Annotated in this window: 20 protein-coding genes; 8 read left to right on the top strand and 12 right to left on the bottom strand. The window is 60.4% G+C overall.

The genetic code is table 11. From position 1 onward, the window contains the following. Nucleotides 1–18 precede the first annotated feature (18 nt). The 4 genes from dgcN to HH800_RS25570 all read left to right on the top strand — a co-directional run bounded on the left by dgcN (nt 19) and on the right by HH800_RS25570 (nt 3,736). Complete coding sequence (gene dgcN, locus HH800_RS25555; RefSeq protein WP_017502145.1) at nt 19–1,056, top strand: N-acetyltransferase DgcN; 1,038 nt, start codon at nt 19–21, stop codon at nt 1,054–1,056. 5 nt (nt 1,057–1,061) lie between these two features. Then, nucleotides 1,062–2,054: an N-acetyl-D-Glu racemase DgcA gene (dgcA, locus tag HH800_RS25560; protein ID WP_017502144.1), complete on the top strand. Its 993-nt coding sequence runs from the start codon at nt 1,062–1,064 to the stop codon at nt 2,052–2,054. 16 nt (nt 2,055–2,070) lie between these two features. Then, complete coding sequence (locus HH800_RS25565; RefSeq protein WP_017502143.1) at nt 2,071–3,303, top strand: dicarboxylate/amino acid:cation symporter; 1,233 nt, start codon at nt 2,071–2,073, stop codon at nt 3,301–3,303. A 169-nt stretch (nt 3,304–3,472) separates the two neighbouring features. Continuing rightward, nucleotides 3,473–3,736, top strand: coding sequence for a hypothetical protein (locus tag HH800_RS25570; protein WP_017502142.1), 264 nt, complete (start codon nt 3,473–3,475; stop codon nt 3,734–3,736). Between the two features lie 27 nt (nt 3,737–3,763). Here HH800_RS25570 and HH800_RS25575 read toward each other — a convergent pair whose 3' ends face one another. Then, a complete protein-coding gene (locus HH800_RS25575; RefSeq protein WP_037522387.1) occupies nt 3,764–5,272 on the bottom strand; it encodes a tyrosine-type recombinase/integrase in 1,509 nt (502 codons plus the stop codon). 176 nt (nt 5,273–5,448) lie between these two features. Between HH800_RS25575 and HH800_RS25580 the strand changes: the two genes are divergently transcribed. Together HH800_RS25580 and HH800_RS25585 are read left to right on the top strand one after the other, a co-directional pair. Continuing rightward, entirely contained in the window at nt 5,449–6,453 is a 1,005-nt protein-coding gene (locus tag HH800_RS25580; RefSeq protein WP_157228533.1) for a hypothetical protein, read from the top strand. 1,960 nt (nt 6,454–8,413) lie between these two features. Then, nucleotides 8,414–8,842 carry a hypothetical protein gene (locus tag HH800_RS25585; protein ID WP_017502139.1) on the top strand — a complete coding sequence of 143 codons (429 nt, stop codon included), beginning with the start codon at nt 8,414–8,416 and terminating at the stop codon, nt 8,840–8,842. 150 nt (nt 8,843–8,992) lie between these two features. Here the strand turns inward: HH800_RS25585 and HH800_RS25590 are convergent, their stop codons facing one another. From HH800_RS25590 to HH800_RS25600, 3 genes are all read right to left on the bottom strand, one after another. Further along, on the bottom strand, nt 8,993–10,123 hold the full coding sequence (locus HH800_RS25590) for a replication initiator protein A (protein ID WP_017502138.1): 1,131 nt from the start codon (nt 10,121–10,123) through the stop codon (nt 8,993–8,995). A gap of 74 nt (nt 10,124–10,197) precedes the next feature. Next, nucleotides 10,198–11,271, bottom strand: a complete 1,074-nt coding sequence (locus HH800_RS25595; protein ID WP_026109382.1) for a ParB/RepB/Spo0J family partition protein — start codon at nt 11,269–11,271, stop codon at nt 10,198–10,200. After that, a complete protein-coding gene (locus HH800_RS25600; protein ID WP_037522374.1) occupies nt 11,268–12,464 on the bottom strand; it encodes an AAA family ATPase in 1,197 nt (398 codons plus the stop codon). Before HH800_RS25600 ends, HH800_RS25595 begins: the two co-directional genes overlap by 4 nt. 383 nt (nt 12,465–12,847) lie before the next feature. Between HH800_RS25600 and HH800_RS25605 the strand changes: the two genes are divergently transcribed. After that, on the top strand, nt 12,848–13,240 hold the full coding sequence (locus HH800_RS25605) for a hypothetical protein (protein ID WP_125989602.1): 393 nt from the start codon (nt 12,848–12,850) through the stop codon (nt 13,238–13,240). A gap of 179 nt (nt 13,241–13,419) precedes the next feature. Here HH800_RS25605 and HH800_RS25610 read toward each other — a convergent pair whose 3' ends face one another. The 5 genes from HH800_RS25610 to HH800_RS25630 all read right to left on the bottom strand — a co-directional run bounded on the left by HH800_RS25610 (nt 13,420) and on the right by HH800_RS25630 (nt 16,704). After that, on the bottom strand, nt 13,420–13,839 hold the full coding sequence (locus HH800_RS25610; protein ID WP_017503622.1) for an IS110 family transposase: 420 nt from the start codon (nt 13,837–13,839) through the stop codon (nt 13,420–13,422). A 56-nt stretch (nt 13,840–13,895) separates the two neighbouring features. Next, nucleotides 13,896–15,464: an IS66 family transposase gene (gene tnpC / locus HH800_RS25615; protein ID WP_017503621.1), complete on the bottom strand. Its 1,569-nt coding sequence runs from the start codon at nt 15,462–15,464 to the stop codon at nt 13,896–13,898. A gap of 67 nt (nt 15,465–15,531) precedes the next feature. After that, entirely contained in the window at nt 15,532–15,885 is a 354-nt protein-coding gene (gene tnpB, locus HH800_RS25620) for an IS66 family insertion sequence element accessory protein TnpB (protein WP_017503620.1), read from the bottom strand. Further along, on the bottom strand, nt 15,882–16,238 hold the full coding sequence (gene tnpA, locus HH800_RS25625; protein ID WP_017503619.1) for an IS66-like element accessory protein TnpA: 357 nt from the start codon (nt 16,236–16,238) through the stop codon (nt 15,882–15,884). The genes tnpB and tnpA overlap by 4 nt, the downstream gene beginning before the upstream one ends. A gap of 139 nt (nt 16,239–16,377) precedes the next feature. Continuing rightward, on the bottom strand, nt 16,378–16,704 hold the full coding sequence (locus tag HH800_RS25630) for an IS110 family transposase (RefSeq protein WP_081600997.1): 327 nt from the start codon (nt 16,702–16,704) through the stop codon (nt 16,378–16,380). 396 nt (nt 16,705–17,100) lie between these two features. Here HH800_RS25630 and HH800_RS25635 point away from each other — a divergent pair, with 396 nt between their 5' ends. Further along, entirely contained in the window at nt 17,101–17,403 is a 303-nt protein-coding gene (locus HH800_RS25635) for a transposase (protein ID WP_017503617.1), read from the top strand. A 226-nt stretch (nt 17,404–17,629) separates the two neighbouring features. On the opposite strand, the gene HH800_RS25640 is transcribed toward HH800_RS25635, so the two are convergent. The 3 genes from HH800_RS25640 to HH800_RS25650 all read right to left on the bottom strand — a co-directional run bounded on the left by HH800_RS25640 (nt 17,630) and on the right by HH800_RS25650 (nt 19,352). Further along, a complete protein-coding gene (locus HH800_RS25640; protein ID WP_164522515.1) occupies nt 17,630–18,121 on the bottom strand; it encodes a hypothetical protein in 492 nt (163 codons plus the stop codon). A 110-nt stretch (nt 18,122–18,231) separates the two neighbouring features. Then, nucleotides 18,232–18,807: a hypothetical protein gene (locus HH800_RS25645; protein WP_080727358.1), complete on the bottom strand. Its 576-nt coding sequence runs from the start codon at nt 18,805–18,807 to the stop codon at nt 18,232–18,234. Further along, complete coding sequence (locus HH800_RS25650) at nt 18,804–19,352, bottom strand: hypothetical protein (protein WP_125989606.1); 549 nt, start codon at nt 19,350–19,352, stop codon at nt 18,804–18,806. Before HH800_RS25650 ends, HH800_RS25645 begins: the two co-directional genes overlap by 4 nt. Nucleotides 19,353–19,639 lie beyond the last annotated feature (287 nt).

Genomic DNA, 19,639 nt, shown 5'->3' on the forward strand with positions numbered 1-19,639 from the left:
CATAGGTTCGACACATCCATGATCGCCACGCCCTATCTTCTCTATCTCGGCCACAGCAATGACGATATTGGCATCAAGACTTCGCGCGGGCTGGCGGTGTTCCGGCCTGATATCTGTGTAGGAGAATTCCGCCATGACGATTGCAGTCTGACGCTGGGCTTGCCCCGCATGGATTTCGCCACCGCTTATGCCGGAGGCGCACGGACTTTGGTGTTGGGCATCGCCAATGCCGGCGGCAAGCTGGGCGAAGATTTGGTACGTGACGCGCTTGCGGCGATGGAGGCCGGGCTCGACATTGCATCGGGCCTGCATCAGCGGTTGAAGGACGAACCGCAACTGGTGGAAACCGCTAAACGCCTCGGCCGCACCTTGCATGACGTGCGCGATCCCCGTGCCGACATTCCGGTCGGCAACGGCAAGAAGCGCGCCGGCAAACGCCTGCTGACCGTCGGCACCGACTGTTCGGTGGGCAAGATGTATACCACGCTTTGCCTGGCCCGCGCCCTGTCCGCACGCGGCGTGCCCGCCGATTTCCGCGCCACCGGCCAGACCGGCATCCTGATCGCAGGCGACGGCGTGCCGCTGGACGCCGTGGTGGCCGATTTCATCTCCGGCGCGATCGAACAGATTTCGCCCGATCGCAATGATGGCGGCTGGGATTTGATCGAGGGTCAGGGTTCGCTCTTCCACCCCTCTTTCGCTGGCGTGTCGACAGGCCTGCTGCATGGTGCTCAACCCGACGCACTGGTGCTGTGCCATGATCCTATGCGCCAGAGCATGCGCGGCCTGCCCCATTACAAGCCGCCGGGCCTTTCCGACTGTTTGGAAGCCAATCTGCGCACCGCCCGCCTCACCAACCCCGATGTCCGCGTCGTCGGCATCGCGCTCAACACCTCCGCCTTGGAAGAGGCAGAGGCGCTAGCGCTCTGCGCCCGTATCGGCGACGAGTTCGGCTTGCCCTGTTCCGATCCCTATCGCATGGGCGTGGAGGCGATCCTCGACCGGCTGCTGGAAACGCACACGGCGACGATCGCGCCCGCAACGAAGACCGCCTGATCCCCATGGCCCGCACGCTGACCGCTCTGGGGGAAAGCTTTCCTCTCGCCACCCCTTTCCGCATTTCGCGCGGGGTCAAGACCGCCGCTGATGTCGTCACCGTCACCCTGTCGGAAGGCGGCGTCATCGGCCGGGGCGAATGCGTTCCCTATCCCCGCTATGGCGAAAGCGTGGAAAGCAGCATTATCGAGATCGAGGCAATCCGGGAAGCGTTGGAAAGCGGCATCGATCGCCGCGTCCTTATCGATATGCTGCCCGCAGGCGCAGCGCGCAACGCGGTTGATTGCGCCCTGTGGGATCTGGAATTGCGCTTGAGCGGCAGCGACATCGCCACGGCCATGGGTCTTGCCCGGCCGCTGACACCTATAGCCACGGCCATGACCGTCGGCCTCGACACGCCCGACGCCATGGGACTGGCCGCTGCCGCGCTTGCCGACGTGCCCCTGATCAAGGTGAAGGTCGACCGGACCGATCCCGCCGCCCAGCTCCGCGCCGTCCGCGCCGCCGCGCCCTCCCCCCGCATGATCGTCGATCCTAATGAAAGCTGGACGATGGCGGAGGTCAGCGATCTTCAGGCGCTGATGATCGACCTGAGGGTTGACCTTCTGGAACAGCCGCTGCCCGCGCATGAGGATGGCGATCTCAACGGCTTTAGCTCTGCGATCCTGATCGCCGCCGACGAATCCATCCATGTCGCCGCTGATCTCGATAGCCTGCCCGACGGCTATGGCGTGGTGAATATCAAGCTGGACAAGACCGGTGGCCTGACCGCCGCGCTCGACCTGGCTCAGGCCGCGCGCGCGCGCGGCCTTGGCGTCATGACCGGCTGCATGATCTGTTCGTCCCTCTCTGTCGCGCCCGCCTGGGCCATTGCGGCGGACAGCGACTTTGTCGATCTGGACGGACCGCTCTGGCTGTCGGTCGACCGGGAAGGCGGCGTGACAGGGGTTCGCGGACATCTGTTGCCCGCGCAACCGGGCTTCTGGGGCGGACTGTAACTACAGCATGTCAACAATGACCCGCCGCTGGTTCGCCATTCCCCTCTGGCTGCGCGTGTTGGGCGGGTTGCTCGCAGGCGTGTTGACGGGGCTATTCTGGCCAGCCGCTATTCCCTGGATTGGCTTTGTCGGCGAACTCTTCGTCCGGCTGATCCGCATGCTGGTCGTCCCCATTGTCTTCGTGTCGATCGCATCAGGCGTAACGGCTCTCGCCGATCCGCGCCGGCTGGGATCAGTAGGTGGGCGTACGGTCCTTCTTTTCGCCTTCACCACTGCCTGCGCCGTCTCGATCGGCATGGCGCTGGGATTGTTGATCGGGCCCGGCACCGGCGCAGCACTGGGCAAGGCTGTGCCCCATGCATTGGAGGAGGCGAAATCGCTGCATGATCAGTTGATCGGCATCGTGCCCGTCAACATCGTCCAGTCATTGGCCGAAGGGGATATGCTGGCAATCATCTTCTTCGCCATGCTGTTTGGCTGCGGCGTCATTCTGGCCGGAGACGAAGCACGGCCCATGGCCAATATGCTGCAATCGGCCAGCCGGGTGCTGTTTCACCTTGTCCGCCTCGTGATGGAAATCACGCCCTTCGGCGTCCTAGCCCTGATTGCCAAGGCCGTGGCGGACAATGGCATCGCCGTCTTCGCCAATATCGGCTGGCTGGCGCTGTGCGTGCTGCTGGGTGTGATAGTCCAAATATTGCTGGTCCATCTGCCGCTCATCAGGCTGGTCGCACGCCTATCGATCCGCCGCTTCTTCCACGCGGCCGTTGATCCGTTGCTGGTCGCCTTCTCTACTGCCTCTTCCGCAGCGACATTGCCTGTCGCGCTACGGGTAGCACAGGAAGAATTGCAGCTAGATCCCGCCATCGCATCGACCGTGTTGCCCATTGGCGCCAGCATTGGCAAGGACGGCACCGCCATGTATGTCGGCCTGCTCAGCATCTTTGCCCTGCAGGCGCTGGGCGTACATCCGGATTCTACGATGCTGGGAATTATGCTGTTAACCGGCGCGTTAGCAGCTTTTGGTACCGCGCCAATTCCATCTGCATCTTTGTTCATGCTCGCAGCTGTGCTATCGGCAGTTGGCATTTCACCGGAACAGACCGCGCTGGTGGTAGGCTTTGTACTGCCGTTCGACCGTCTGCTCGACATGACTCGTACCATTGCTAGCGCGAGTGCGAACTTGGCAGTTACAACTGCCGTCGCGCGTAACGACACCCGGTCCAATCAATTAGCATTTCCGCAGTAGGCGAGGCGCCGGTCAGCTATTACCGATAGTCACTCAGCTCCAAACGTGGCGAAGACGACCCTCTTGTCCTTCAGCAGCGCTGAACACCGAAATGCGGTCGCTTCCTGCCGCCCCCCCCTGTACCTCGTTCGCGTCGACGTTTTCCTCAGCCTGATATGAATGCTGCGAGATGAGCCCTGATCCCTCACCGCTGCATTGGGTCGACGATAGCGCTTACTGGAGTGCCAATCGCGCCCAGCATGCAATTGTCGGCGACTATGAGCTGATTGCCTATGATATTCCTCCGACGGGCGACGCGGCGGCGAAGATTGGCTGGGAAATCTATACCGGACCCAACCAGAGCCAACTTCTAAGGACGCAAGAGGCAACGGATTTCAATGCAGCAAAAGCTGCTGCAGAACAGGCTTGGCGCGACCTTCAGAACGACTTGTAACGCCTACGGGCCGAGATTGTGTGACGCCTATTTCATGCGCGTCAGCAACCGCCCCGCCGCGCCGTGCTCCGCTGCCAGATTGCGGTTATAAAGAAGCGGCATCTTGGGTGACTTCCAGCGCAGCGCATCCATGATACCGGCAATATCCTCGCCGGCCGCAAACAGGTCGTTGTTCATGCCGATCCGTGTAGAGTGGGCACTGATCCCCTTGTGCCATTGGGCAAATTCTTCAGCTGTCAGGTCGGGGATAAGGCCCTTATCCCAGGCCTCCTGTGCACGTGCCTTGAATATCTGCGTAACCGCCTGGGGGCGAAGCGGTTCCTGCCCAAGCGTAACCACCTTCAAGGGACCAGCGCCCGCGCGCTTGCTGCTACCCTCGTCCAACATTAGGCCGGGTAGACCCAAATAGGTAGCTGCTGCCCTGCGCCGGGCATCAGCACGCAATTTCGCCGGATCGGCAGGCTTGCGCATCTTGATGAACAGACGCCGGAAGACGGCGCCCTGCTCACCGGGTACGCCAAGTTCGTCCTTGACCTTCGCCCAAGCCTGAAGGGCAAGGACCGAGCGCATCGACAGAAAGGCAGTAGCCCCCTCCCCTTCCTGGTCGCCCTTATGCCGGGGAATGACGAGGAGCCGGGTATCAGGATCGCTTGCAGGCAGGATATGCTCAAAGCAGATGGCCACAAGTTCTGAAGCGCGCAGACCGGTATCATAGGCGACGGAAAGCAAGGCGCGGTCCCGAATCCCCTTTTCGTCCGAGCCGCAGGCTTCGAGCAATGCCTTAAGGCTCACCCCTCGGCTCTGGGCGCCGAAGACATCGCTCACGGCCCCCTTGTATCGCAAAGGCCGCGCCTGTTTTTGGGCGGTGCCAAGACGGCGCCGCAAGGCCTTCATCTCGAGACGGACAAGGTCGTTTCTGGTGGGATCCTCGAGCCCAAACAACCTATGGAAGGTCCCGATAGCCCATAGGATACGGGACAATGTCGCGGGACGGGCAGACTTTCCCCCTACCCCATCTGCGCGATCCCGCAGGAATGCGATCACCGAGGCGGGCTGCGCAGGCAAGGCGCTCACGCCTTGGGCGCGGCAGGCATCGCCAAAGCCGCGCATGTCAGCAAGGAGACCACGCACCGTATTGGCAGCACTGGCCGCAAGCGTCGCCTCGACAAGATCAATGTTGAGCACCGGCCGTTCGCGACCGGGCAACTGGGCGAGAACCGCCTCAAAGCGCTGCAGCGGCGTGCGCGCGCGGTCGGCCTCGCGCCAGCTTCGCCGCGCGGCCAGTTCCTGCTTACGCGCGCCATAAGCCCAACGCTGCCCGGGCGCAGGCATAACAGTGCCGGTCAGCAACGGGCCCGGCGGCGCATCGGGTGGGACCTGAGATGTGGCAGGCTCCGGGGCAACAGGCTCGCTCTGCGGCCGGGAGAGCACGGGAACCTCGGCCTCTTCCGGCAGCGCCATGAAGGCTCTCAATCCGCGCAAGGGGCGCTTGGACGTATCGTTCATGCCCATGTTCGCTTCGCTGTCATAAGCCATCTTATAGAAAACCACCGATTTTGGATCAATGATAATGGCCCTTGTCGGCTATTCAGTTTTTCAAGCTATGTTCACCATTCACTGAAATGACATTTAGCTTTAATTATGGATTACCAAATGGCAGGAAACTGGACTAAACATCCTGTAGAAATAGCCATCGTGGAAAGCAGCCCGACGTGGATCGCAGCGATCTTATGCTTGCCTATGCAAAGGCCCATGGCGCCCTCGAGCGATTGGATGATCGATGGGCCACATCTCCGGTTGCCGGCGCATGGCGCGCACGCATGGCCTGGACCGAGCGTCATGCCCTCGCCTGGGCCGACAGTTTCGACATACCTGCCGACGCGCTTGTGTTCGACAAGCGCGGTCGACTGCGATCGGGCGACTATGACCTTACACATTGCAAAGATGCGATCGGGGCACCGATCAGCCGCAGGGCGCTGCTCGAAGAGCCCGAACAGCTTCTCGCCTGGCTGGGTGGGGAGCGCGCAGGCGCCGGACCGGACTCACGATGGGAAACGATTCAGGCCATCGAGACCTGGTCGAGAGCCAGCACAGCACTGCCCCCTGCCCCGCCCCTTCTCATGGCCGCCCGTCTCTCTTCCCTCTGGCGGCGCCACGCGCCTCTTGGACGCGGCGACGTTGTCGCCAGCCTTCTTATCGGTGACCGGTGGAGCATGGGCCGTCAGCCAGGTTCGCAGGGCGGGCTTGTCGCATTGGGCATGCGCCACAATGGTGGCCGCTGGAAGACGGCGAGCGGCGAGGAGGCCGAGCATCTCTGGCTTGGCGCCATTCGGGCAGGCGCAATGGCCCATCTCGAACTCGAGAACCGATTGCGCGCCTTCGCCATGCGCGTGCGCCATGTTCTCGTGCGTCGTCGACGCAGCGGTCAACTTGGAGAGCTGATGGCCTTTGCAATGGAGCGCCCCCTGATCAACAGCAGCGACGTGGCACAGCGTACGGGTCTCACGCACGCCGGCGCCATCAAGCTGCTGTCGATCGCGCATGACGAAGGCCTGCTGATCGAAACGACTGGCCAGGCCAGCTACCGGCGCTATGCTATCCCGCTCAGCGAACCACAAAGCGCGACTTTGGTGGAACAGCAAAGATCCCAACCTATGTTTGCAGAGCCTCTCGGAGAGGTTGAGGCCAAAAATCACCCCTTCCAGGAGCCCTTCTGAGAGCCAAAATGCGGCATTGATGATCCATATCCTGCCGGCGCGCCCAAGGCCCTCCAGTAGCCCTTAAAACGCACCATGCGCGATTTCATGATTTGTTCCTCTCGAGAGGCATCAACGCAGCTATTGCGCGGGCACATAGGGCATGCATGAGGTCAGTCGGCGTTGTTGGCCGCTTGAAGATGGTTCTCATACTTGGTGAGTGACAGCATCAAGCCTGCATCAACCAATGAGGGCTCTGATCGGGCCGCGGCAGATCGTCCATTCACCAGCGCCCCTGTCGCGTTGCACTGCATGTTTCAAGCGCAAGCCACGCGACTGCAGAGCCAGAATGATTGCGAGCGACGCCTGGACAGGCCTTGCTCTGAGCCACTGGGGCTCGACGAAATGCACAGATGTTTCCGATCGCAGGGTTAGGATGCCCTTTCATCCCGTCGCTCTTCCTTGAGCGGATCTCCGCGACGGCCTGTGACCGCAGCATGCTGCCTGGCCAGCGACTGCCGAGGATAGATCGTGCGACAAAAGACCTGATCATCTGCGCCGAGCGGACATTGCCGTGATGACCGGGACGCGACATGAATGATGAAGAGAGGCTTCGGTTGCGAGATTGGTATCGCTCCCCTCCTCTGCAGCCAAGTGCGAAAACAGGGGATATGCGCGTAATCCTTGTTTGGCAGGCCCTTCCCATCAGGCCTTGCACAAGATTTGCTGATCAGGCTTTCATATCGATGAGGAAACCGAGCATTGTCATGCCGGCATTGGTAGTGGCCCTTGTCGGTTGTCAGTCCAATTCCCGGCCTGGGACTGACACAAGAGGCCCTCCCATCTCTGGCTTGGGCTTGGGCTTGGGCTTGGGCTTGGACTTGGCGAGCCTCAAGATGTTTGTCGAGATCGTTAGCCCTGGCCGGCATATGCCGCCAATGAGCGGGTGCGGTGATGCGTCCCCTGCCCTGTTGAAGGCCCTCGAACTTGGCAGGTGCTGCGTCCAGATTATGACTATGCGGGTCGGGGCAGATGGATGGGCCGTAATGTCCGCGCGAGTGGTGTTCGGACTTCTGGCCCATTGTCCGGCGCACCCTTCCCTCCCTGCGCCATCAGCAGGCTATCGTTGAAGCTCTACGTGCAATCGAGCAATCCAGGGTCTTCCGAGAGACCCAGTCTCCGGCTAAATTTCAACCAGGAAGGAAAGCGCCGCAAGGCGCGTCTTATCAGGTTTAGAAGAATCCATAAGAAGTTAGGGCTGCCCAACAGGCTGGGCGAATCGCGGAGTCCGCGCGATTCGCATCAGAAGCGCCGTTCCTGAAGTCCCGCTGACCTGTTCCTGAAGTCCCGCAACTGGTGTTCCTGATACCCCGTAGATGCGTTCCTAAAGTCCCGTTGGCCGTTCCTGATATCCCGTGCCGTATGCCAGTAGGAGCGGCGGGCGATAGAGAGTAAAACATGTTTTACTTGCCAGTAAGTCACCGGAAAATCGGGGCTTTCGTATGCGTATCACCTGTCCGATCGCGACGAAAATTGAGCTGAGAGCATCGGCGCGGGCCCATCGGCAAGCGCGACCGACATAGCGCCGCTGCCTGGCAGGCACGGTATTTGAGGAACATGGCATTCGGCTGGAAAATGGCCATCTGGCCGCTTCTTGCTGGTATCCAACCGGGCACGGAGCGGGCTTGAGCCATATTTGCGCCCCCATCGCTACGGAACTTCGGGAACGGATGGAGTGACGAGGGCATGTGCGCCATCTGCCATGAACGGGATTTCAGGATCAGCCGATGCCGGCTCGCTGTGCCGCAGCCTCGTCCTGTCCGGGACAAGGCCCCCTCCCCTCCCAAGGGGTGTTCCCGCAGAGATCTTGCCTTTGTTCGCCCTTATGAGCCGCTACCTGTAGGACTGGATGCGTCGCCAGGGGCGCTGCCCAGTCCTGGGCATCTTCGCCCGACCTGTGCTATTCAGGCTCCCGCTATCGATGTGGCGCTGCAAGGCGCACGAGGCTGAAACACAGATGTCTCGCGACGATCTTCCAGCTTTCGCAGCGATCGGTACATGGTTGGCCATCGTGTGCGGACCGGCTGTCGGGCTCGTGCAGAGGCCGTTCCTGAAATACCGCCTTCGCATGTTCTGGCTGATCAGCGTCGCGCGAGACCGACAGATCGGCACGATCATAACAGAGCGGGAAGCTTCGAGTTGGGGGGCTTGGCGGTGGGCCGGCGAACCGGTGGCTTCCAAGAACCAGCGCATGGGGCAGGGGCGGGCGCTTGCCGCCACGACAGGTCAAGCGACGCCCTTGATACCCGCTGGGGCCGGCGATGCGATCCGGCGTGCTCATGCACGCCCGATTGCCGTCAATGCCGATCGGCCACTCATGCAGCGGACATCAGATGAAGGGCAAGAATGAGTGCCGCAGCAGGCTCTAAGTAATGAAGTTGCAATCGCGATCGGCAGGAGAGGGGAGGGGCATTACCCGTCCCCTCAAGGCGGTATTTCAGGAACGGACCGCTCCCGATCGCCTGGGCGCAGGCAAAAACGATCCTGATGCCGACAAGGCTCAGCTTGCGGGACGCTGCTTCGCGCAGAAGGAGGCAAAGATGCTGGTAATGTTCTTGGCGTCAAAGGCGATATCGCGGGCCCGCAGGAAGGCGCGGAAATCATCTGCAACAACCAGATGGTCGCGCTGGGGCGAGGGCAGGTTGGCGCGTGCGATCGCTCCGAACGCGCCATAGCCGATGGAACCCTGTTCAGGAAAGCGCACTGGTGCTTCCCTGGCGTCTGCAGCCTCTCTACCCTTTGTCGCCCGTGCGGGTGCAGCGCCGGGCTCGTAAGAGGAAAGGGCGGGGGGCGTGGTATCGAGCTCCCGCCGCGCCATGCGGATCATTGGCTCGGTGCCTTCCCTGTGGACAAGGTCGAGGGCATAGCCCGGCAGTGCATTTTCCCTGACGATTTTCGCCATTTCGAATTTGAAGCGGCGATAGTCGCCCTCCGCACCCGACTTCTCGAACAGCGTGGGCATGCTGATCGAGAAACCATCGGGGCCTGCGCCACCGGCATGCTTGCGTGCGACGCGATAGAGCCAGCGTTCGCGGCCGCCGGTCAACGAGAAATAGGCCGGATCGATTGCAAGAACCCCACCCTCCATCAGGACGCCGTCATAGAACCATTTGGCAAGCGTGATGCGCATACCACGGACCTGGCCATTGCGATCCTTGAGCTGGCTATAGCTGTCGATCCAGGAAAAGGTCGTCTCCACGGCATCGCCTGAACGGATGTTGGTCTTGACGGTGGTCGACTGGAGCCGATCAAGCGCATTGCCAAGCAGCTCATAGGATCGTCCCCCTGCATCGCGCTTGAGCGTCGTGAGCATGTCATAGGGGACGATATGAAGCGTCTGGGGAATGTCATTTGCCCCACGCCTCTTATGCTCGATCAGCACAGAGGCGCAGTAGATGAGGATGTCGAGATCATAGATTGTCGCCAGCCCATATTCGGAGTTGGCACTCACATGGACCGTTACCTTGCGATCGGGACTGACATAGTCGATCGGCTTGAGACGCTTGCGCTTTGAAAGCGAGAAGAAGGGCCTCTCCATGGTCTCGCGCTGATCGCGCATGGGGAGGGTGGTGAGCTGCGGTAGAAACAGATCAACCTGGATATCGTCCCGGGCATCCTTCCGTGAAGCCATGTGCGTTCTTGAACTCCATCAGAGTAAAACATGTTTTACTCTTAGATAAGTATCTGAATTAAGACGACAAAATCCTATCGCGATGTGAATTTGGCGCCTTCGATCACCGGGCGCAGCGCCTCGAGGATCTCGTCGATATCAAGCTTGCCCCGAGGATTGATCGTCAGCGTCATGCCCTTGATCCGACTGTCCGCTACGATCTGACCAAACTCCTCGCCCTTGCTGGTCGAAAGGCTGGAGCGATGGCGAGGGGCTGCCTTGGTCGCAGGGCGTGCATTAGCGGCAGCCAGGCGCTGAAGAACCTGGGGGCCATCGATCATCGGCTCGCCCGCTCGTCGACGCCGGTTTTGCTCCGCGCTGATGATCTTGGCTTCCGCCATGATCGCATCGCGCAAAGTCGGCTGCTTGAGGAGCGGCGACAATTTCATGCCATGACGAACCTTGAGATCGGACAGGGTTGCAAATGCGTCCACTACCTCCTGTGGAAGCTCGGCCAATTGTAGCAGGTTGTGCAGGTTCTGCTTACCGATGGCGAGCCGCTCGGCCATATGCGCCCGCACGCCACCATAATAAGCGCCGACCGCATGCTGGTAATTGCGAGCCCGCTCGACGTCGGACACGTCCTCACGCTCGCGATTCTCGATGTCGGCAAGGCGGAACGCGCCTTCATCATCCAGAGTCTCAATGCGTGCGATGAGATCGATCTGGGCATGATTATTGGCGCGAAGCCAGGCGACCGAGAAATGGCGCCTTGTTCCTACAATCAGCTCATAGGGCTTTTCGCCATCCTGCGTCCGGCGGATGACAACCGGTTCCCGATTGCCATTCTCCTCTTTGATGGAGTCAATGAGCGAGGCGCAGCGCTCATGGCTCAGGCTCGCATAGTCGCGCGCATTACCCGGCCACACGGTACATTCGTCCGGCCGAATGCGGATAGTGGGCCGCTTAACGGTCCGCGCGATCTCGTCAAACGCAACGCCGCGCCGCTCGAGAAAGGAGGGCGTGGCTGCCTCCTGCCGCGTGGGCGCGGGGCTTGATGGGGCAGGTGCGACCGCCGCGCTGCCCTGCTCGTGGACAGGCGCCATAATATCCAGGCTGTCGATCGCGCTGGCCAAAAGGCTCCGACGGCGTCCTCCCGCGCTGCTCATGCCGCCTCCGTCAGCCTGTCAGTGCCCAGCTGGGCAAGGCGAGAGGGCCACTGCTTGCAGATATCCTTCTCGAGTTCTTTGAACACGGCGTTGAGATTGTCCCTGCAGCGCGTATAGGTCTGATGAGAGCCGTAAGGCTTGTTGATCTCGTAGATGGACGACATCGCGATCCCGGCATTCTTGATCTCTTCCGAAAGCAGGATCGGAGTCGAGAGCATCTGGCCGGCATAGGTCTTCTCCATGACCTGCAGCATCTGCGCCTCGTTGGTGCGATTGGGCTGGAACATCGTGCATACTACCCTGATGAAGCCATAATCGATGGAATTGTCGAACTTCGACACTAGGCTCATCGCCTCGCGACAGGTCTGCATGAAGTGGATCGTCGAGAGATAGTCGAGCTGGCGTGCCGGCACCGGGATGAGAAGCCCGTCCGCTGCGCTCAGTGTATTGACGCCCAGAAAACCCATGGCCGGCGGCGGGTCAAGAATGATGACATCATAGTCATGACGAACCTCTTCCAACCCGACACGCAGCATTCTGAACGCTCCGGCGATGGCGTGCGGTCCTTCCTCGATGGTGGCCGTCAGCTCCCACTCTGTATCCTGCAGCCCAAGATTGGCTGGGCAGATGTCGATGTTGGGCCAGGCGGTAGGCTTGATCGTCTTTCGGAAGGAATCCGCCTCATCTATACGGGGCGAGAGATAATTGGAAAGTGTGTGCGTCTCCTCGACCAGTTCCTCAAGATTGACGTCGAACATGACACTCATCGAGGCCTGGGGATCGCAATCGACGACGAGAACGCGGTAGCCGCGTAAAGCCAGATAGTCGGCCAGATGCTTGGATGTGGTCGACTTGCTGACACCGCCCTTGAAATTCTGGACCGCGACCACGACAGCGCGTTCGTCGGGCAACTTGCCCGCCTTAATGCCGAGCGCCTCGCGGATCGCGATAAGGTCCTCGACCGTATAGAAGCGTCGACCATTGTTCGCGGTCTTGGGCGCGGGCAGGCGACCGCGCGCCTCCGCCTTGGCCAGTGCTTCAGGGGTCCGCCCGAGAAATTCCGCGGCAACCGACGCCCCCATGGTGATGCTTAGGGTCTTGCGATCAGAGGGATCGATCGCCGCTCGTCGCAATACGCTCTTGGCGTTTTCGCACGATGTGATCATGGTGTCCAAAATCTGGCCGGACAACATCGGCGCGTCCCCTTGTTACGGTCTCGAATCAGGGCGGTTCGTAAAAAACGTCGAAATTGAACCCCCTATCCCGGACACATATGTCAAAATGGCGATGGTTAGTCAAACACGCTTCCAGGTAGATGATGTGCAGGACAGTTAGGCATCATGGAGGACTGTCGGGTACAGAAGGAGAGGGGGCCATCCGAGCAGAATGAATGCTGGACTGCCGCCCCTGTTATCGACCAACCTATGTAGAGATTTTGGTTAATCGTCCGTAATCCCCATACGTCGATCAATTCGACTTTGGCCCCGCGCCACGTTGCGCGGCGCCGGGCGTCTAGGGGCGTGCTGAGAAGTTTTGGTGAAGTATCTCAGGCGGGAGGGGGGAGGGCGGGATCCTCATGCCAAACACGCGGTTTTCCAACCTGAATGATACGGCCAAGAGCATCGAAGCGAAAACGCTGCGCCGCAAGTTCGACGATCTTGTCGAGACCGGTAGTTTCGACATCCACAGATACTCCGATACGGACCTTACGCTATGGCGGGCCGGAATAGAGGCTCTCGATTGGCACCAGTCGACGCAACACCCGATAATCAGGATGCGAACTCAGTGTGTCGACCGAACTCTCGAAATTTGGAGGTTCACCTATCATGAAGTGCAAGCGATCCATCGCACCGAGATCATCGGCCTGCCAGTTTTTAGTGAAGAAAGGAGAAGCGGCGCCCCGAAATCTCTTCGCCTTTGGCCGCAGCATCGCCATCCGAGCAAAATGAATGCTCGACTGCTGCCCTAATTATCAACCAACCTGCGCAGAAATGTTGGTTAATTGTCCGTAAACGCCAAAACCTCCCCACATTTTCGTAGCTGCTGATCTGTCTATGTTTTGCCCCTCATCCGAGGGGTATCGTAGTGGATGATGATGTAAGAACATTCGAAACAGGTTTCGAAAGGCAGGAGCGACTATCTGTCTCGTCAATAGGTCAGAGGGATTGAAAGTCGGGTATCGCGCATTTTGGCATTGAGCCTGACGAGGAGCTTTCGGGCGAGAGCGATGCGGACGACGAGCTTTGGTTTGCCAGCTGCGAGGAGTTTGTCGCGGAAGTCAGCGAGGCTTGGGTCGAAGCGCCGGGCGATGTCAGCGACGAGGAAGAGGATAGTTCGAATGGAGGCGCGGCCACCGCGAGTTCGCCTTTTGCCGAATCTGGCGCCGCTGTCATTTGCGATGGGAGCGAGCCCGACGAGCTTGACGATAGCCTTGTTTGAGAGGGTGCCCAGTTCGGGCAGATCGGCGATCAGATAAGCGGTAGTCCGATCGGCCAAGCCCTTGATTGAGCGGATGGTGCGATCAAAGGCGCGCCAGTGAGGATCGCTTGCGATGGACTGCGCGATCATGGCGCTGATGTCCTTTGCCTGTCTGTAAGCGCTAAAACACTCCCACAGGGGAGCGCTCAGGCGGCCTGATCGATGACGGGGCTGGCGGTGGCGCGACTATCTACCCAGTTGTAGGGGAGCAGATCATCGATGGGATCTGTGTCGCCGTACAGGACGATGCGTGCGAGGACATCGGCGAGGTAGGCCTGCGGGTTGATACCGCCCAGTTTGCATGTTTCGATGAGGCTGGCGAAGGTTGCCCAGTTTTCAGCCCCCAGGTCATTGCCTGTGAACAGGGCATTTTTCCGCTGGAGGGTAATTGGCCTGATTGAGCGCTCGACGGTATTGTTATCCAGCTCGATCCGTCCATCCTCAAGGAAGCGGACGAGGCCCTTCCAGTGGTTGAGTGTGTAATCGATGGCCTCGGCTGTATGGGAGCCGCGGGGTAGTTTGGGCAGCATTTCCTTGAGCCATGGCAGCATGTCCGCGATGATCGGAGCGGATTCAGCCTGGCGTACCGTCAGTCTGTGTTCGGGGCTGGAGCCTCGGATACGAGCCTCGATCTTGTAGAGCCCGGCGATCCGCCGCAGGGCCTCATCGGCGACCGGTGCGTTGCCGCCCTTGGCATCGTCGAAGTAGCCCCTCCTGACATGTGCCCAGCAGAAGGCGAGCGTTCCGGGACCGGCCCTTCGGTCCGGCGCCTCGATATGCTTGTACGCGCCATAGCCGTCGCACTGGACGATGCCGGTGAAGTCCCCGAGCAGCTTTTCCGCCCAGACTTTCCCGCGACCTGGCATGTAGGTGTAGGCGACAGCCGGTGGATCGGTGCCGCCATGCGCCCCATCATCACGAGCGATCGCCCAGAGATATCCTGTCTTCACCTTGCCAGTGCCGGGAGCCACGACCTTCGCGGTGGTCTCATCCACGAACAGCCTCGCGCCCGACAGGAGGTCGGCCCTCATCCGGCTGGTCAGGCGGCCGAGCCAGGCGGCGGCTCTGCCTGCCCAGTTACACATTGTCCCCCTGTCGATCTCGATACCCTGGCGCCGCAGTGCCTGTGCCTGCCGGTAGAAGGGAGTGTGATCGGCATATTTCTTGACGAGAACATCGGCGATCAGCGCCTCGGTGGGCAGGCCGCCTGGCATTACATGCTTGGGCGCAGGCGCCTGGAACACGCCATCACTGCATGCCCGGCACGCCATTTTCGGACGGGACGTCACGATGACGCGATACTGGACAGGGATGACATCGAGCCGGCTTGATATGTCGCTGTCGATGCAGTGCAGCACGCCTCCGCAGCAGGGGCATTCCGTCTCGTCAGGGAGGATCACTTCCTCGACACGGGCCAGATGTGCCGGCAGCGACGCCCGCGCTGTCCCGGGCTCCCTTCGCGCCCGTTCCTTCTTTTGTCCTGCGGCAGCCGCTGCCTGCTCGGCCAAAGCCTCCAGTTCAGCGCGGGCGACATCGAGATCGTCGAGGCCCAGCGCCAACTGATCTTCGTTCAGTTTCTCCGACCATTTTCCGAATGTCGTCCGGGTAATCTGGTCAATGATATGCTGCATCCGAGCTTCACGCTCGAGGCCGGCCAGGACCATCGCCTTGAGGATGGCGACATCGTCAGGAAGGTCGGCTGCCGTGGCGGACATGCCCTATTTCTGGCAGTTTCCGGGCAGTCCGCAATGGCATTTCGATCAGGGGAATCAGGCTTGCGACCTATCGCGTCGTCACCGGAACCTGAGCGCGCGGCGTGTGCATTTTCGACCATTGCAGCCCTTCGAACAAGGCTGACGCCTGTGATGCCGACAGCCGCATCACGCCATCCTGCGCCCTTGGCCAATGGAAGGCCCCCGTCTGCAAGACTTTGCTCACGAGCACCAGGCCGCTGCCATCCCAGACCAGGAGCTTGATCCTGTTCGCCCGCTTGGAGCGGAAGATGAAGACCACCCCCGAGAAGGGCTTGAGTCCGAGTTCATGCTCGACCAGCGCCGCCAGGCTGACGGCCCCTTTCCTGAAGTCGACCGGCTTTGTCGCCACCATCACCTTGAGCGGCCCTGGCGGGATGATCATCCCGACCGGCTCACCGCGGCAAGCACACGGGCGATATGATCCTCGCTCGCCCCTGGCGGCACATGGATCGCCAGCCTTGCCGTGCGGATCACGATCTCATCGCCTCCACCATCAGCCGGGCCGGAGCCGCCCGCATCTTCTACCACCGCCGGGACGAAGCCCAGCTTTTTGCTGGCCAGGCGCTTGCCTGGAATGCTGTCATGCCGCCACGCATAAAGCTGCTGCGGCAGTAGCCCATGCGCCCGTGCGATTTCTGCGATGTTGGCGCCGGGCTCAAAACTCGACGCTATGATCCGGGCCTTGGCCTCGGCCGACCAGCGGCGACGCGAAGGTCCCGCTGGAATGACATCCATACGCGAGGGCCGCTGGCCCTCCTGCCTTGCGAAACCTGTTTCGAATGTTCTTACATCATCAGCCACTACGATACCCCTCGGATGAGGGGCAAAACATAGACAGATCAGCAGCTATGAAAATGTGGGGAGGTTTTGGCGCTTACGCCTGTCTGGCGAACAGAGCCAGTGTTTCGCCGATCTGGGCCAGGGCCAGCGGATCGGTCGTGGCTGATCGGCGCTGCTTCTGGACGATGATATCGCGCGTCACATGACGCAGCCGCGCGGTGAGCGCTTCAAGCTTGGCCTGTTGTGCGCTGGGCGGCGGCGTGGGGATGAGCTTGCGGGCATCAGCGAACCAGGCCAGCATCCGGGCGTCGATGCGGTCGGTCTTTTCCAGGCACCCCATCGCCTGTGCGAAGGCGCGGGCGTGACGCGGATTAACGATGGTGCAGGCGATGCCCTGCGCCCAGAGCTGGAGGAAGGCCAGTTTCTCGCCCCCCCACTCGCCTCCAGCACGACCAGCCCATCATCACCGGCATGTTCCCACACGAAATCAGCGAGATCAGCAATGCCTTCGGCCGTGTTGGCACAGCGTATCGGATGATCCGGCGCGGTCCACGCATCCAGCCATGCCTTCGAACTATCGACTCCGATCATAATGTGCGTCACCTTGTACCTGCCTTGTCTGTGCGATTGGCAACCATCCGACTGTTCGGTCGCAGGGCAACAAGCAGGCCGATCCCAAACTCCCGACGGTCGAACGGACCTGAGGGGCAACGGGCGTCGACACTGCGGCCATGAGATCGGGTGGCCACCCGATCTCATGGTGCCAGGTCATCCTCATGACCTCAGGCACAGATACAAGGGGCAGCGCCCCTCGCGCATGGATGTCATTCCAGCGGGACCGGCGCATCGCCGCTGGTCGGCCGAGGCCAAGGCGCGGATCATCGCGTCGAGTTTTGAGCCCGGCGCCAACATTGCGGAAATCGCGCGGACGCATGGGCTGCTGCCGCAGCAGCTCTACGCGTGGCGGCATGACAGCATTCCGGGCAAGCGCTTGGCCAGCAAAAGCTGGGCTTCGTCCCGGCGGTGGTTGAAGATGCAGGCATCCGAGCAAAATGAATGTTCGACAGCAACCATGATTATCAACCGGACTGCACAGGAATTGTGGTTAATTGTCCTGTAATTCGCGACCTGCGATCAACTCGGCTTTAATCCGGCGCCATGTCACGCGCCGGACTCAACCGATACCGCCAGGTGCATTGAAGCATCTTGGCAGTCCAGCCAGCACCGCCCCGACCTAGCTCTGTCATCGAGAACGTGAGCGATCTCGCCTTCGCTTCGCTGCTTATGCATGGTTTTGCAAAGAGGCGACAATTCCGAACGACATCCGACCATCGTAGCAGCCGGTACTAAAGTTCAGGAATATGTTCTGACAGATCGATCCGTGCCTTGTCCATATCAACGGCTGCAAAAATGAAGTTTCGCTTGTTTGCCTCCTGCGGTGTGAGCCTGCCAGTCTCGATCTCCCAATCCAGCTTGGCTCTTGCGATTGCCTTCTCGTGGGTTCGGTTCCAGACAGGATCGGGTGCTGACGTGCCGTCCCGCAGTTGCTGTCTGGCTAATCGCCATCGCGAACGTCGCTGATCTTCGTTGTCATCGATTAGGGCATCGAAAGGGCAATTTGATCGCAGTTCGCGGCCCAAGCCATCATCCTGCACCATAAGCGCCATCCAGAGTTCCTGTGGCCGACATGTCAACAGGAAGCGCCAGAAACGCTGGCCTATCGTTGCCGCCCTGGCGGCGACCCTATGATCCAGGGCAAGCCGCGCTGCCTCAACCAGAGGGCCGATGCCCTCTCGCTGGCACCGTAGCATGTCGACTAGCTGGATCGCGCGCAGCAAGCGGCAGCGCTCCCCAATAGCGTGAGCATTATGCCGCCTGTCCTCGGAAAACGCAGCGCGGTCCGTCGGTCCAGTGTGAGCTGATTTCTTGTCGCGGATGTCCTTACTCCTCATACCGCGCCTACTTTCTCAAACTCATGCCAGCTCGTCAGCGCCGACGCGCAGCCGTTATCGCAGCAGACATCCCGGGCGTGAAGACCAAAGCCATTAGCTCCAAGCCTACGGGCAGGCACGATCAGATGGACATGCGGGTCGTTCGATGAGCCAGCCCAATATGGTACATGTAGCACCATCAGCACCGCGAGTTGCAGTTCGCGTACGAAATAGCTCAGGACCCATGCCCGGATATCTTCCCAGCTCACGTGGAGGGGCCGATCGGCTGACAAGTCAATTGTGAACTGAGCATATCCCGTCTTCTCGACCGCTGGGTGCGTGGCATCATAACGTTCGAGAAGATAGGAAAGCTGCGCATATTCACCCGGCGCATTTGTCGGTACTAGCAGGTCATGTCGGGCTGCTTCATGTCCTGCTGGCGTCAGCTTTGCGAGAACGGCGGCGGAAACGCCGTTCCTTATTCCGTCATTCTTCCAATAATAGCGGACGTAGCGAAAATGGGGATGGTCGGTGCTATCCCCAACGTAGGCGGACAGCGCCTCGGGACCAGAACGGCTCTTCTTGCCAGTCATGCTGCCCACCTCCCGGCAAAGGGGAGCATTTTTTGGCTGGTGCAGGGAAACAGGATAAGTCCCTCGGTGGAAGCCCTGACTCCAGGCTGGCCATCCTCAAGCATCGGCATGAACCACAGCCTGTCGTCGAACCAGGCAGACCGATAGTCTACCAGCCACTCGCGCCTCCTGTGGAAATGAATGTCCAGGCTCTGCGGCCAGGCCCCCGAACGTAGGAGCAGCAGGTCTAGCCCATGGCTATCTCCCATCTGCGCCAATTTTTCACGGGTTTCTGACCCAGAAACATTTGTGCCCGCAATCAGCAAATTGGCCTGTTCGAGAAGCAACATGCCTTCGGTGCCGGTCAATTGTCGGCTCGGTTCAAGATCGATCGGCGCGCCGATATCGCGCGCGATCCTCATCATCGCTCGCTGGACCGAACTGCGAACGAACGGAAGGGTTTGCGCCCCCCCATTGGGGACGCATTCTGGAATATATGTCACATTAATCACTTTCAGATTGGGGAGCCGCGCCACTGAGCCGGGCTGCACTCTCCCTTTTTTCATTCCGTTACTCAGTTGTACTGAGCTACTTGCTTACTTGATAAATCGGGCTGCGATGGCAGCCCTTGTCCCGCAGGGACAGCATCTGTTAATCCGGGCAAGATTAATGCTCGATCGCAACCATGATTATCAATCGGGCTCGGCAGGGTTCACGCTTAATTATCCTGTGACATGCATTCAGCGATCAAATCGGTTTTGGCCCGGTGTCATGTCGCACGATGCTCCGTAATCCGGGCCATTGCTCTACCCAATGGGGCGACGGGGGCGAGTGATCCTGGGCCTTTCCCGTG

The organism is Sphingobium yanoikuyae (assembly GCF_013001025.1).
GTDB lineage: Bacteria > Pseudomonadota > Alphaproteobacteria > Sphingomonadales > Sphingomonadaceae > Sphingobium > Sphingobium yanoikuyae_A.